Raw genomic sequence first — 13,775 nt, 5'->3', positions numbered from 1 at the left:
GAGGTGTAATATTGCATTATCAAGAATATGGAGATAAAAATGCTACACTAATGGTTTTCTTGCACGGCGGAGGAGTCAGCAGTTGGATGTGGGATAGGCAGATTCAATATTTCAAGCATTATCATTGTGTTACATTCGACTTGCCTGAACAAGGAAAAAGTAATAATATGAAGGGTTTTTCAATAAAGAATAGCGCAGAGAGAATGATTGAACTAATAGGTGAAATAGGTAGCGGAAAAGAAGTCATTGTGATTGGATTCTCACTAGGAGCACAAGTAGCAGTTCAAATGCTGAGTATGAATTCGAATTTGATCACATACGCAATGATAAATAGTGCATTGGTCAGACCTGTTTCAATTGTTAAAAAATTGATTAATCCTGCTGTTAAGTTAACATTTCCTCTAACGAAAATTAAATCATTTTCAAAATATCAGGCAAAATCGTTATTTGTTGGTGAGGAATATTTTGACACCTATTACAAGGAAAGTTCAAATATGAAATGTGATACACTTATTAGAATACTAGAAGAAAATATGTCATTTACTTTACCAGAAGAGTTTTATAAAGTTAAAAGCAAAATACTTGTTACTGTTGGTGAAAAAGAAAGATCAATTATGATTAAATCAGCAAAAGATATCGTTTCAGCTAATACAAATTGTACAGGGATTATAATGCCTAACATTGGTCACGGAATATCTTTTATTAATCCGAATTTATTTAATCAGATAATTGAAACATGGATACAAAATGATCATCTCCCTAAAGATATGATTAGAATAAATTGAAATAAAAGAGGTGTTTTAATGATTTGGTTATTACTACTAATACCTGTTTTAATAATAGGGGCTATAGCTATATATTTTGAAAAAAAATCTGGGATGACACCGCCAAATGAAAATATACAGGATGAAAAGCTCGGGGAAGTAATCAATCAAAATGGCATCAATTCTAATGGTACACACGGTACAGATTGATATCAAATAATAAAGTTTTCTTTCATTACTCCATTCGAAAAGTAGTACTTAATGCAATTAGACTAGGATGAGCCAGAAGGAAAAAACCAGCTGCTTTTTATATAAGCACCTGGTTAATTATTAAATATTCTCCTGTATTAACCCATCAATTATATTTTCCCTTTTAATCTTTTGGATGGAGTAAAGCATAGCAGAGCCAACGATAATAAAAATCACAGCAATTACGAATAAGATATTTAACCATGGAAGCTGAAAATTATATTCAAATGTTCGTTGTAATGACCAATATATAAGGAACATCACAATTCCACTTATAGGTAGGCCGTATAATAATGCCTTTACACCGTAAAAAATACTTTCGTAATAAATCATTTTATTAAATCCTCTTGGAGTTAACCCAACGGATTTTAACATGGCAAATTCTCTTTTTCTTAATGAAATACTTGTAGAGATCGTATTGAAAATATTTGCGATTGAAATTAAAGAGATTAAAGCGATAAAGCCGTACGTAAATACAGAAAGAAAGAGGATAAGCTGTTGTTCATTTTGTTTTTGCTTGTAAACATTGTATATATATACATTTGAAGAGGTGGCATCTTCGATTTCTTTTTGTGTTGTTAGTGGATCGGAACTATTTAAAAATAGATAAGTTTCAACCAGTTGTTTTACTTCTTCATTACCACTTGTTAATTTGTCGAACGTTTTTTGCGGAACGATAATATCTAAACCGCCAAGGCGAGATGAAATGACTCCAAATGGTACTTGATCAGTTAATGCTCCAATCTTTAGTTCAGGTAATAATACATGCTCCTCTGTCTCATAGTTTTTTAAGACTACATCAATCTTTTCGCCAGGTTTTGCTTCAATCGAGTTTGTTTCAATAAATTTACCTGTATTAAAATCCTGATAGGAAATTTTGTCGATAACAATAGCTTTTGGCTTGTCTGTATCCGTGAAACTTGCTGCATCTGTTCCAGTTGATTCCGCATATTCTCGGAAATTTGTTTCATCTAAACCATACAAATTTACGTAATACTCATACTTTCCATTATCGAGTGGAAGGTTTTCTTTTTCTATCATCTCCTTTAATAAATCGGGAAGAAATTCTTCATGGATGTCTGCGTTTAGTTGAATTCTAGTTTGTACACTAGCATCGGTGACATCATCTAAATGGGAGAAAGGCTTTAGGTCATCGATTGTCATGTTACTTCCAGATACTTGAATATCATAATTAATTCCATCTTGTGAAAGCTCGGCAGATTTACTTATGCTATCTGTGAAAAAAGAGACAGATAAGTAGAGAACAATACTTATGATAAGTGAGAAAACAGTTACCCGATACCTTTTTTTATTACGTTTTACGTTTTTTAAGCCAATTTCTGCTTCAATCCCGAACATTTTTCGGACGAGTTTAGATGTTTTAATGGTTTTACCTGTTAATTTGATATCCTGTGTTTGACGAATGGCGTCAATGGCAGAGATTTTTGATGCTTTTCGTGCAGGTAAATAAGTTGAGATGAAAATCGTAATGATCGAAACAAAGCAAGCAATAAGGAAAGAATAGGGTGTCATAACAACTTCCAGATTCTCAGCACCATCTCCTATAGCACCTTTAAGGTATGTGTTAATATACCAAAAGGTAGCGGCAATCCCACCTAGTCCGGCAATCATTCCAATTGGGATGCTAATTGAACCAATAAGACTTCCTTCAAAAAATACAGAGTTACGCTTTTGTTTTTTCGTAGCACCTACACTTGAAAGCATACCTAAATGTCTTGCGCGTTCGGAAACACTTATGGCAAAAGCATTATATATCAAGGCTACTGAGCCTATAATTATGACGACCATAATAATTGTGGCTAGAGAAAATAAGGTTGTTCTCAAATTATCATTATCTGTAACACCATAATAGCGCAGTAATGCATCATTATATTCGACTTTGTCGATTTTATTTTTCATTTTGATCTTTTCTACCTTGTTATACAGTGATCCATCTACCTTATCCATAACAACAAAGACATCTAGTAAATCATGTTGAGTTAATAATGTAGAATTTGTATAGTTTATCACTGTGTATCCAGGAGACCATGTCGGTTCCAATATAGGTCGTTTCATCATTCCTACAATGGTGAAGGTTTCCGTTTTTTCGATTTGTAGAGTTTCTTTTCCGATCGCATCATCTTGTTGGAGCGGTTCATTTTGTTTTAACGGAGATTCAACTCCCGGTACGAGCCTTTGTCCAATTTCCAGCGTGATTTTGTCACCAATTTTGTAGTCGACTCCAGCATCTTGAATAATCTCATCGGAAATAATGACCTCATTTGCAGCTTTCGGAAGTCGCCCTTCGCTGACCTCAATCGGAAATTGGTTATAGCCTTGTTCATTGTATTCTTGAATAAATAAGTAGGGTTTGTTCCTATTTTGTGAGTTTTCTAAAGGAGAATAACCAAGTTCATTCGCAATGACAAGTTTGCTTGATGTTTCATCAGCTGCAATCGATTCCAGCTGTTTCTTGGTTATATCCTTATATTGCACATGCCATTCACCGGAGGAGGCAATGGTTTGTCTTTTCATAAAATCAAGAAACGAAACTCCTAAGGTTGCAACAGCCGTAATCATGGCAACTGATATAATCACACCAATAATTGTAATAAGTGTCCTTCTTTTATTCTTTTTTAAATGTCTAACGGTTAACTTATTCATAATATTCATGAACGAATCACCTCATCCTTGGCAATTCTTCCGTCTTCAATGGAAATAATGCGATCGGCTTGAAGGGCTATCCGTTCATCATGTGTGATGACAATAAGTGTTTGATTAAATGTTTTGTTAAACATTTTTAAAAGTTCCATGATTTCTTCACTGTTTTTACTGTCTAAATTACCGGTAGGTTCGTCCGCCAGCATAATCGCAGGATTACTTATTAATGCTCGACCGATTGATACACGTTGCTGCTGACCACCTGATAGCTGATTAGGTAAGTGACCGAGACGATGGTTCAAACCCAGTTTTTCAAGAATTTCATCAAATTGCTTTTGGTCTACTTTATGTTCATCTAGTAGCAACGGTAATGTGATATTTTCTTCAACAGTTAAAATAGGGATAAGGTTATAAAATTGATAGATTAATCCAATTTGTCTTCTTCTAAAAATAGCTAGCTGTGTTTCATTTAAATTGTATAAATCGGTACCATCGATATACACTTTACCGCTGGTAGGTTGATCTACTCCACCAAGTAAATGAAGCAAAGTTGATTTTCCAGATCCGGATGGACCGATAATGACGACGAATTCACCCTTGTTTACTGAGAATGACACATTATCCAATGCTGTTACAGCGGTTTCTCCTTTACCGTACACTTTAGACAGATTTTCTATTTGTAGAATAGTCATTATATTACCTCCAATTCATTTGTGATTATAGTATATCTGCCTAAAATGACGATTAAGTGACTCTTAAGTGACATTTTAGTCACTTAGAGAGATTTGCATCCAAGTGTTATATGATCTGTTTATAAAACTTGATTAAGAAGGTTGTTCCTTCTCCAATCTCACTTTTCACTTCAATATCCCCTTGTTGACTCTTTATAATGCTATATGACAAGGCCAAGCCGATTCCGACACTTTCTTCTCCAGCATTTTTGCCTTTATAAAATCGTTTGAAAATATAAGGAAGGTCTTCTTTTAGAATTCCTTTTCCTGAATCTTGAATTTTCAATTCTGTGTATAAAGTATTTTCAGCAAAAGATATTGATATAAATCCGCCTTCATCGGTATGTTCAATACAATTTTTCAGAATATTAATAAGGGCTTCTGAGGTCCAATTCAAGTCAACTAGGAAGGAAACATCATCATCACCACATATCTTTAAAGAGACCTGTTTGATATCCATTGGGATAAGGACAGATTGTACAGCTTTTTGTACTAATACGTTAGCGGGAACGGAGTCTTTCTTAAATCGAACAATATCTGCATCAATTTTGGCTAATTTTAATAGAGATGTGACGAGCCATTCAATTCTTTCCAATTGTGCTTGGATGTTGTGAGTAAATTCTTTCCGTTTAGCAACGTCAAGATTTGGATGACCTAATAAATCAGCCATCACCAGCATCGATGTTAATGGAGTTTTTAGCTGGTGGGAGATATCTGAGATCGCATTCGTTAACCGAACTTTGTCTTGTTGCAAGTATGAGCTTTGTTCAGAAAGCATTAATGTAACTTTATAAATGTCATTTTTTAAAATGCTTAATTCACCTTCAACATTGTCACGGATATCCAGGTTATAATCTCCATTTGTTATTTTACGCAAATAGTTTGAAAGTTTCTCAATCTCTCGATAACGCCATTTGGTAAAATAGAAAAAACAATCACGAAGATCGTTGTTGTTAAAAATATGTATAACGCCACAGGCAAAGAAAAAAGAAAATTGCCAGGACTGTTGAAGTCATACAAATACTTGTGAGAATAATCAATAAGACTTGTATTTCACGATTACGCAGCATTCTTAATCACCAACCTTGTAACCCATACCACGGACTGTTTTAATTATCATAGGATTACGAGGATTATCCTCAAGCTTTTCTCGCAGTCTTTTAATGTAGACTGTGAGTGTATTATCATTAACAAATTCACCAGCAACGTCCCATATCCGTTCTAAAAGCTGGTTTCTTGTTAATACTTGTCCAATATGATTGGCAAAAATCAAAAAAAGCCGATATTCCAGTGCGGTAAGCAATATTTCTTCACCGTTTTTATAAACTTTTCCTTCCAACGTATTAATTTGGACATTTTCAAGTTCTATTATTGCTTTTGGTTTCGTTTGTATCTGTTTGTCATATCTTCTGAAAACAGACTTAATCCGCGAGATAAGCTCGCGAATACGAAAGGGCTTCGTAATATAATCATCTGCTCCCATATCTAATCCCATCACAACATTTACTTCATCATCTAATGCTGTTAGAAATATAACGGGTTTATCACTGCGGTTTTTTACCATTTCACACAACTCATAACCGCTGCCATCTGGTAAGGATAAATCTAACAAACATAAATCTATTTCTGCTAATCTTTCCCTGACAACTGCTTTTGCTGATTCAGCATTATAACATGTGACTGTTTCATACCCATCCGCTTGTAAGGAATATTCCAGACCTGAAGCAATCGTTTTATCATCTTCAACTAATAAAATTTTCATATTGAGAACACCCTGCCATTTAGTTAGTTTTCTAGATTAATCCTAGTTTATCATCATGTTAGTGTCAAAACACTTTAAATGATCATTTAATGAGAAGAATTAATGAGGGAAAAATTAAACATATAAAATTAAAAAGAGTTGGATTTTTAAGTAAACTATGATGTATAATATGCAATAACATTTTAATAACTGATAATTCTAAGAAGAGGAGAGTAGTAATCACTATTCGATATAGAGAGCCGGGAATGGTGGGAGCCTGGTACGAAATTGATTATGAAGCGCACCTCGGAGAAGGCTTATTGAAATCTCATCATGTAGATAAGTCCGGTCATGACCGTTACAATTTCAAGCTGGCTATTTTAGCAAATAGAGTGGTACCGCGAGTTTAACCCTCGTCTCTAATATATTTAGAGACGGGGGTTTTTTAATTTTTTTATAAAGTACAGACATTAAACAAGGAGAATTGAAAATGAAGTATAAACAGATCATAATTTCTACAATTTATGAAACTTTAACAAAAATAGGAATTAGCTCTTTATCAAAAGATGAAGTCGGCAAAAAGTTAGAAGTTCCTCCAAAACAAGAAATGGGTGATTATGCATTTCCCTGTTTTGTATTAGCAAAAGAGTTGAAGAAAGCTCCAGCACAAATTGCACAAGAACTTAGTTTTCTTATTAACCATGAGTATATCGAAAGAGTAGAGGTTGTTGGCCCCTACGTGAACTTCTTTTTAGAAAAGCAAAAGGCTGGAAATGAAGTTGTCATGAAAGTACTTAACGAAAAAGACAGTTTCGGAGAATTATCGATTGGCCATCATAAAAAAGTTACGATTGATTTATCATCTCCTAATATTGCAAAGCCTTTTTCAATGGGACATTTACGTTCAACTGTAATCGGAAACTCATTAGCAAATATTATGGAGAAATGTGGCTATACCGCAATAAGAATTAATCATTTAGGTGACTGGGGTACACAATTCGGAAAGTTAATTACAGCTTATAAAATATGGGGAGATGAAGATAGGGTTAAGCAGGAACCGATTAAGGAGTTACTTTCTTTATATATTCGGTTTCATGAAGAAGTTGAACATACTCCAGGGCTTGAAGATAACGGTCGCTCTTGGTTTAAAAGATTGGAAGACGGGGATAAAGAAGCATTATCGTTGTGGAAATGGTTTCGTGAAGAGTCATTAAACGAATTTGAACGAATTTATAACCTTATGGATATTGAATTTGACTCGTTTAATGGAGAGGCTTTTTATAATGACAAGATGGATGCTGTTGTAAAAGAGCTTGAAACAAAAAGCCTATTGTCAGAATCAGAAGGAGCAATGGTTGTTTCATTAGATGAGTATGATCTACCACCTTGCTTAATAAAGAAATCAGATGGAGCTACTTTGTACGCAACAAGAGATTTAGCAGCAGCTCTATACAGAAAAAGAGAGTATCATTTTTCTAAAGCGTTATATGTTGTAGGTAATGAGCAATCTCTTCATTTTAAACAAGTATTTCACGTTTTAAACAAGCTTGGGTATGATTGGTCAAAAGATATGCACCATATACCATTCGGCATGATGTTGAAGGATGGAAAAAAGATGTCAACACGAAAAGGAAAGGTTGTCCTTTTAGAGGAAGTGCTTCAAGAAGCTATTAAACTTGCAGCCCAAAATATCGAATTACGTAACCCGAATTTTGATGGAAAAGAGATAGTTGCAAAGATGGTTGGGGTTGGGGCAGTTATTTTCCATGATTTAAAAAATTACCGCTTAAACGATGTTGAATTCTCTCTAAAAGAAATGTTAACTTTTGAAGGTGAAACAGGACCCTACGTACAATATACACATGCACGTGCATGCTCTATTTTACGAAAGGCAAAAGGGAAGGATCAATCATCTTCTTCCATAAATGCTTACAATGATGAGAAGGCCTGGACAGTCATATCTTTATTAATGAAATTCGAAGAAGTGATTATGCAGGCATATGCCCAGTTTGATCCTTCTCAAATTGCGAAGTATACGATTGATCTTGCACAAGCTTTTAATAAATACTATAGTTCTGTTCGAATCCTAGAGGAAGACGAACATCAATATGCAAGAATACAATTAGTTGAGGCAGTAACGATTGTTCTAAAAGAAGGCCTGCGTATATTGGGAGTTAAAGCTCCTGAACAAATGTAAGAAGATCGTGGTAGAATTAAGAAGAAAGTTTAACTGAAGGGGATGTTGCAAATCAATGGATTTTGAATTAGTTATGCAGGAACTTGAAGCACTAGGAAAAGAACGAACAAAAAATACTTATAGAAGAAATGGTGCACATGAACCGGTTTTTGGTGTAGCTACCGGAGCGATGAAGCCGATCGCAAAGAAAATCGGGAAAAACCAGCCTTTAGCGGAGCAGCTATACGCGACAGGTAACTATGATGCTATGTATTTTGCCGGTATTATTGCAGATCCCACAATCATGACTGAGGCAGACTTTGACCGCTGGATTGATGCTGCGTATTTCTATATGTTGTCTGATTATGTTGTTGCTGTTACTTTGTCTGAAACCGATATTGCGCAGACTGTAGCAGATAAATGGATTGAAAGCGGTGAAGAACTTAGAATGTCAGCAGGCTGGAGCTGTTACTGTTGGCTTTTAGGGAATCGGTCAGACGCTGAATTTAACGCAGACAAGATTGCCGGTATGCTTGACCAGGTAGAAAAAACAATTCATGATTCTCCTGAACGAACAAAATCAGCTATGAATAATTTTATATATACAGTAGCGGTTTCCTATTTGCCTCTACATGAAAAGGCTGTCCAAACCGCGAAGACAGTTGGACCAGTTGAGATTAAACGGGACAAGAAGAAAAGTAATATTCTCCTTGCTTCAGAAAATATCAAAAAGGAAATAGATAGAGGAAAGCTTGGTTTCAAACGTAAATATGTAAGATGTTAGTAATTTAATTACACCTACAGAAACGTAATTTATATAGTAGATTCATCATTAGTAACTAAACCTTAAGACGTCTTAGATCCTTAATTTTAAGGATTTGAGGCGTTTTTTATTCTAGATTGCATAGTTTGTATATTCAAAAGAATAGTTAAAATATTTGACACATATATAGGAAAATACAATCTTTGATAAATTTTCTTTAGATGACAAATAATACTATATAATTAGAAGCTTTGAAGGTGGTTGGTGTATCGAAGTGTTTAAAAAATTCCGTTTCCATCAAAAAAAACAAACCTACATATACGAATTTTCAAAATATGCATGTTTTAGAAAACAACGATAAGTTTGGGGTAGATATTGATCGTAATATTAATAAGGTAAAGGAACTACTTGAAACAAATGATGACATTGTTTTTAGAGAGATTGTTGTTTTTATTGAGAAACCTCTAAAAGTGTTTATTTGTTATTTTTCAACTTTATCTAGTAATGAATACATTAACGAGTTTGTTATAAAACCACTACAAGAACTAAATTTGAACAATAACCGAACAACTTATTCAGAAAAAGGTAACTTAGATATTGTGAAAAATAATGTATTGGATGTTGGCAGTCTTTCAGAACACTCAGCAATTGATTCGGTAGTAAACCAAATATTGTCCGGCAAGGCTGCGCTATTCATAGATGGTTCAGATTCTGCCCTGATAATTGAAGCACAGGGGTTTGCTATGAGAAATGTTTCAGAACCTGATACAGAGTCAGTTGTAAGAGGCCCAAGAGAAGGTTTTACTGAAAATATTGAAGTTAATACAGGATTAATTAGAAGGAAAATCGTTAATCCAAAGCTTTATTTTGAAAAGTTTACAATTGGTAAACAAACTCATACAAAAATACGTATTGCTTATATTGAGGGGATTGTCAATAAGAAGGTTGTCCAAGAAGTAAAAGCAAGATTAGAAAAAATTAATATTGATTCTATTTTAGAGTCCGGTTACGTTGAACAACTTATTGAAGACCATCCAACATCTATTTTTCCTACTGTCGGGAATAGTGAAAAACCAGATATTATTGCTGCGAGGTTATTGGAAGGGAAAGTAGCTATATTATGTGACGGTACTCCATTTGTTTTATCTGTTCCTTACATGTTTGTGGAAAACTTTCAAATTAGTGAAGACTATTACTCACGTCCTTATTTTGCCTCTGCGATCCGATTATTAAGGCTGCTTTCATTGTTCCTTACCGTCACAATTCCTGCATTTTATGTGGCACTTACTAGCTATCATCATGCCATGATTCCAACAGTTTTGTTAACGTCTATGGCTGCGGCTGAAGAAACCGTTCCATTTCCAGTTTTGATTGAAACATTATTAATTGGCACTGCATTTGAAATTTTAAGAGAAGCCGGGGTTCGTTTACCAAGACCGGTGGGTTCAGCCATCTCAATTGTTGGTGCGTTAATTATCGGTGAAGGAGCCGTACAGGCTGGTCTTGTGAGTGCCCCTATGGTTATAGCAATGGCCCTAACAGGTATTTCAAGTTTTATTGTCCCTGCTATCAATGATGCTGTTGTATTATCAAGGTTATTTTTTGTATTACTTGCCGGTATTCTCGGTTTATATGGTGTGTTAATAGGATTTTTGATCATATTAGCTCATATGTGTTCATTACGTTCCTTCGGTACACCCTATTTAGCACCACATGCTCCGATTATTTTACGGGAGTGGAAAGATACGTTAATAAGAGCCCCGCTATGGAAGATGAATCAAAGACCACAATCCATTACATGGGAACATGAGACAAATCGTCAAGGTACAAACCAAAAGCCCAAAGCTTCACCATGGAAAAATGGATGTGAAGAAAATTGAAGCGGATTGTCTTCATTTTAAGCTGTTTGTTTTTATTAGTTGGTTGTTGGGATCGGAGAGAATTGAAAGAGATAGGAATTGTCAGTGCAATTGGAATTGATAGAAATCCTGAAACAGGTGAAATACTCTTTACATCTCAAGTTGCAAACCCTTCTGCACTAAAGCCGGAAGGCGGGGGGACTACACCTCCTATTAAAGTCATTTCCTCCACTGGGGATACTGTTTATAAAGCAATAAGAAATGTAAATCAGAAATTTGATCGTAATAATTTTTATGCACACAACAAAGTCATCGTTATAGGTGAGCAGTTAGCAAAAGAGGAAATATTACCAGTTCTTGATGCAATAACGAGAGGAAAAGAATCACGGGGATATGTATGGATTTGTATAGCCAAAGATATGCAGGCCCGACAAATTCTTAGTGTAAATAATCTTGGCATGGAACAAGTACCAGCAAACTCTTTGGAGAGTCTGCATGAAAATCAAAAACTAAATTTTGATGTAACAGTCATCCAATTGAATGATTTCTATAAAAAATCATTATCTATAGCTACTAATCCAGTTATTGGAGTATTGGAAATGTCAGAAAATTCCCCGTCAAATGGAACATTGTCAGAGGACACACAACAATTAAAGCTTTCAGGCGGAGCAGTTATTAAAGAGGACAAGGTGGTTGGGTATCTTAATGAAAAAGAAGCACGTGGATATAATTGGATTATTGGAGAGGTGAATAGTGGCATTCTTACAATTCCCTCTAAAATGGAGGAAAATAAGCTGGTATCGGTTGAAATCAGAGAAACAAAAACGAAGATAAAACCAGATATTAAAGGAGGTAGAATTTCTTTTACAATAGATATTAAAACATCGGGCATACTGGTTGAACAGCAAGGTGCAGGAACATTATCAACAAGAAAAGAGCAGTACGATTACTTAAATCAATTAGAAAAAGAATTGAAAAACCTAATTGAAGAAGAAGTTGTTCATGTTGTTGAAAAAGCACAAAAGGACTATAATTCAGATATTTTTGGATTTGGGACAACATTGAATAAGAAAGAACCCCAGAAGTGGAAGGGTGTAAAAGGTAAGTGGTTGGAAGGAGAATTTCAAAATGCCGCTGTAAATGTTCATGTACAAGCAGATATTGGTGCACGTGAACTTTTAAAAGAGCCATTAAAGTCTGAAGATTAAGAATTTGGTTTGTGAAAAAGACGTTTAATAAGAAAATAGATAACATAATAAATGTTTAATAATATGAGGATTGCGATGTAAAGCGATCCTCCAATAATCAGGATGATCGGTACGATACCAGCTTCATAAAGAGATTGTAAATTCAATATAAATTCCACCTTATTATTATAAATTCTTTGTTTTATGTTTAAGCCAACTCAATAGTACAATGAATATCGGCATAAAGCTAAAAATACCATGCATATAAGTTGAATTAAATTCGAACCCCACCCATCTATGAAAGGAAATATTTTCAAAATAAGTAATGGAATAGACAATTAAAGCTAACCCCATTATTATTGTTATCCATTTTGTATTTGTGAATTTAAAAAGGGTTGTAACTGTTAATACGGCTGCATAAAAGTTAAGGACAGTTTTGAAGAAGCCGCCAATAAAGATGACGATAACCCCGATAATGTCCAAATTCGTAATAATGTCTGCGATATTGATATCAAAAAGAACTCTTAATAAGGGAATCTCAGCTTTCGCCGCTAGTTCTGGTCCCAACATCGTAATGATCATTAAATTCGTTAGAATTAGGATTACACCTGTTATACAGACAACGAGTAAAGCAATTTTACGTACAGACTCTTTCTTATTTATAAAATGCCAATACATAAGGAAAACAACACTTTCTCCGAATGGAAAGTTAATGACAGGCAAGACTTCTTTTAAAACAGGTTTAATTCCATTTTCTAAAATAGGCAATATCTCTTGTAGATCAAGTGCACCTGAAATACTAGCCAGAAAATAAGTTGTCATTAAAAAGATGATAAGAACAGGCATTAAAATTTCACCCGTTCTCGCAATAACCTCAAATCCTAATGTGATCATATAAATAGTAGTAAACATAAAAACACCTAAAATCACTAGTTGGGGTGTATTTACAAGAAATGTAGTCCGAATAATTTCGCCAAATTCATAAAAATTAAAACTTGCGCTTGAAAAGAAATACAACGCATAAAGGAGAATAATTGGCACTGAGAGCCACTTTCCTAATAGACTCTGTAAAATCTCTACTAAATTTTGATTTGGAAAATGTCTTTGAAGCTCAGTGAAAATCCATACCAAACCTAAACTAATAACAGTGGCAATGATGATCACGATCCAAGCATCTTGTTTGGCTCCAATACCTAAGGCAAACAATGTTGTACTACCAACTTCATATAATAACATCAAAGAAAATAGCTGACTTTTTGTGATTTGTTCCATTCCATTCAACCTTTTTATCTATCAGAATTTAGGACGTTAAAAATAGTATAGCCAAAGAATGGTTATTTAAATATGCAGCTACATTCTTTCTTTAATTACGTAGGATACCCACCCCTTACAATATGATGAATTCCCTAAAAATGTTTAGGACAACCTGTTAGTTGTTTTTGATCTTTTGTTTTTAGATCAATGAGGTAAAGTGATGTATACACATTGTTGGAAGAGGTCCTTCATCCCAATCTTTGTTCTCTTTGCGCGAGCCACAATTATTTTATCTGAAGAAAACCATTCTAAGTCAAGATCTACATATCCATCTGGGGTTATGAATAACAGCAATAGAATCCTATATCCCACGAAAGGATCCTACCTAAC

Annotated in this window: 11 protein-coding genes, 2 pseudogenes and 1 other annotated feature; of the genes and pseudogenes, 6 read left to right on the top strand and 7 right to left on the bottom strand. The window is 34.5% G+C overall.

The genetic code is table 11. The features are described from left to right. The first annotated feature begins 50 nt into the window (after window positions 1-50). Window positions 51-785 carry an alpha/beta fold hydrolase gene (locus AC0L8O_RS11395; protein WP_051475680.1) on the top strand — a complete coding sequence of 245 codons (735 nt, stop codon included), beginning with the start codon at window positions 51-53 and terminating at the stop codon, window positions 783-785. An 18-nt stretch (window positions 786-803) separates the two neighbouring features. Then, complete coding sequence (locus AC0L8O_RS11390) at window positions 804-974, top strand: hypothetical protein (protein WP_156932017.1); 171 nt, start codon at window positions 804-806, stop codon at window positions 972-974. Between the two features lie 120 nt (window positions 975-1,094). On the opposite strand, the gene AC0L8O_RS11385 is transcribed toward AC0L8O_RS11390, so the two are convergent. From AC0L8O_RS11385 to AC0L8O_RS11370, 4 genes and pseudogenes are all read right to left on the bottom strand, one after another. Further along, the gene (locus AC0L8O_RS11385) at window positions 1,095-3,686 is read right to left on the bottom strand and encodes an ABC transporter permease (RefSeq protein ID WP_473448173.1); all 2,592 of its coding nucleotides are present in this window, start codon (window positions 3,684-3,686) and stop codon (window positions 1,095-1,097) included. Continuing rightward, window positions 3,683-4,366 (bottom strand): ABC transporter ATP-binding protein, encoded by a 684-nt coding sequence (locus tag AC0L8O_RS11380; RefSeq protein ID WP_445089150.1) that lies wholly within the window; start codon window positions 4,364-4,366, stop codon window positions 3,683-3,685. The genes AC0L8O_RS11385 and AC0L8O_RS11380 overlap by 4 nt, the downstream gene beginning before the upstream one ends. Window positions 4,367-4,472: 106 nt before the next feature. Beyond that, window positions 4,473-5,475: pseudogene (locus tag AC0L8O_RS11375) on the bottom strand (sensor histidine kinase). A gap of 2 nt (window positions 5,476-5,477) precedes the next feature. After that, window positions 5,478-6,167, bottom strand: coding sequence for a response regulator transcription factor (locus AC0L8O_RS11370; RefSeq protein ID WP_251680983.1), 690 nt, complete (start codon window positions 6,165-6,167; stop codon window positions 5,478-5,480). A 191-nt stretch (window positions 6,168-6,358) separates the two neighbouring features. Next, window positions 6,359-6,570: a binding site (T-box leader), on the top strand. 66 nt (window positions 6,571-6,636) lie between these two features. Between AC0L8O_RS11370 and argS the strand changes: the two genes are divergently transcribed. From argS to AC0L8O_RS11350, 4 genes are all read left to right on the top strand, one after another. After that, on the top strand, window positions 6,637-8,343 hold the full coding sequence (argS, locus tag AC0L8O_RS11365; protein WP_026561853.1) for an arginine--tRNA ligase: 1,707 nt from the start codon (window positions 6,637-6,639) through the stop codon (window positions 8,341-8,343). Window positions 8,344-8,398: 55 nt separating this feature from the next. After that, window positions 8,399-9,106, top strand: coding sequence for a DNA alkylation repair protein (locus tag AC0L8O_RS11360; RefSeq protein WP_026561854.1), 708 nt, complete (start codon window positions 8,399-8,401; stop codon window positions 9,104-9,106). Between the two features lie 314 nt (window positions 9,107-9,420). Next, entirely contained in the window at window positions 9,421-10,965 is a 1,545-nt protein-coding gene (locus tag AC0L8O_RS11355; RefSeq protein ID WP_473448170.1) for a spore germination protein, read from the top strand. Further along, entirely contained in the window at window positions 10,962-12,152 is a 1,191-nt protein-coding gene (locus AC0L8O_RS11350) for a Ger(x)C family spore germination protein (RefSeq protein WP_473448168.1), read from the top strand. The genes AC0L8O_RS11355 and AC0L8O_RS11350 overlap by 4 nt, the downstream gene beginning before the upstream one ends. Here the strand turns inward: AC0L8O_RS11350 and AC0L8O_RS11345 are convergent. The 3 genes and pseudogenes from AC0L8O_RS11345 to AC0L8O_RS11335 form a co-directional block, all read right to left on the bottom strand. Next, entirely contained in the window at window positions 12,149-12,298 is a 150-nt protein-coding gene (locus AC0L8O_RS11345) for a hypothetical protein (protein ID WP_156932018.1), read from the bottom strand. The two genes, AC0L8O_RS11350 and AC0L8O_RS11345, sit on opposite strands and share 4 nt — an antisense overlap. Before the next feature lie 19 nt (window positions 12,299-12,317). After that, window positions 12,318-13,403, bottom strand: coding sequence for a GerAB/ArcD/ProY family transporter (locus AC0L8O_RS11340; protein ID WP_473448167.1), 1,086 nt, complete (start codon window positions 13,401-13,403; stop codon window positions 12,318-12,320). Between the two features lie 155 nt (window positions 13,404-13,558). After that, window positions 13,559-13,724: pseudogene (locus AC0L8O_RS11335) on the bottom strand (translocation protein TolB); the annotation flags it as partial. Window positions 13,725-13,775 lie beyond the last annotated feature (51 nt).

The organism is Metabacillus sp. KJ11-3 (genome assembly GCF_055808295.1).
Note: the sequence above shows the minus strand (reverse complement) of the source record. Positions and strands in the feature narration are given on the sequence as shown.

Excerpts from the sequence above, each read along its gene's own strand:
- AC0L8O_RS11340 (WP_473448167.1), bottom strand. The coding sequence starts at position 13,403 with ATGGAACAAATCACAAAAAGTCAGCTATTTTCTTTGATGTTATTATAT.
- AC0L8O_RS11360 (WP_026561854.1), top strand. The coding sequence starts at position 8,399 with ATGGATTTTGAATTAGTTATGCAGGAACTTGAAGCACTAGGAAAAGAA.
- AC0L8O_RS11385 (WP_473448173.1), bottom strand. The coding sequence starts at position 3,686 with ATGAATATTATGAATAAGTTAACCGTTAGACATTTAAAAAAGAATAAA.
- AC0L8O_RS11370 (WP_251680983.1), bottom strand. The coding sequence starts at position 6,167 with ATGAAAATTTTATTAGTTGAAGATGATAAAACGATTGCTTCAGGTCTG.
- AC0L8O_RS11390 (WP_156932017.1), top strand. The coding sequence starts at position 804 with ATGATTTGGTTATTACTACTAATACCTGTTTTAATAATAGGGGCTATA.
- AC0L8O_RS11395 (WP_051475680.1), top strand. The coding sequence starts at position 51 with ATGGTTTTCTTGCACGGCGGAGGAGTCAGCAGTTGGATGTGGGATAGG.
- AC0L8O_RS11355 (WP_473448170.1), top strand. The coding sequence starts at position 9,421 with ATGCATGTTTTAGAAAACAACGATAAGTTTGGGGTAGATATTGATCGT.
- AC0L8O_RS11380 (WP_445089150.1), bottom strand. The coding sequence starts at position 4,366 with ATGACTATTCTACAAATAGAAAATCTGTCTAAAGTGTACGGTAAAGGA.
- argS (WP_026561853.1), top strand. The coding sequence starts at position 6,637 with ATGAAGTATAAACAGATCATAATTTCTACAATTTATGAAACTTTAACA.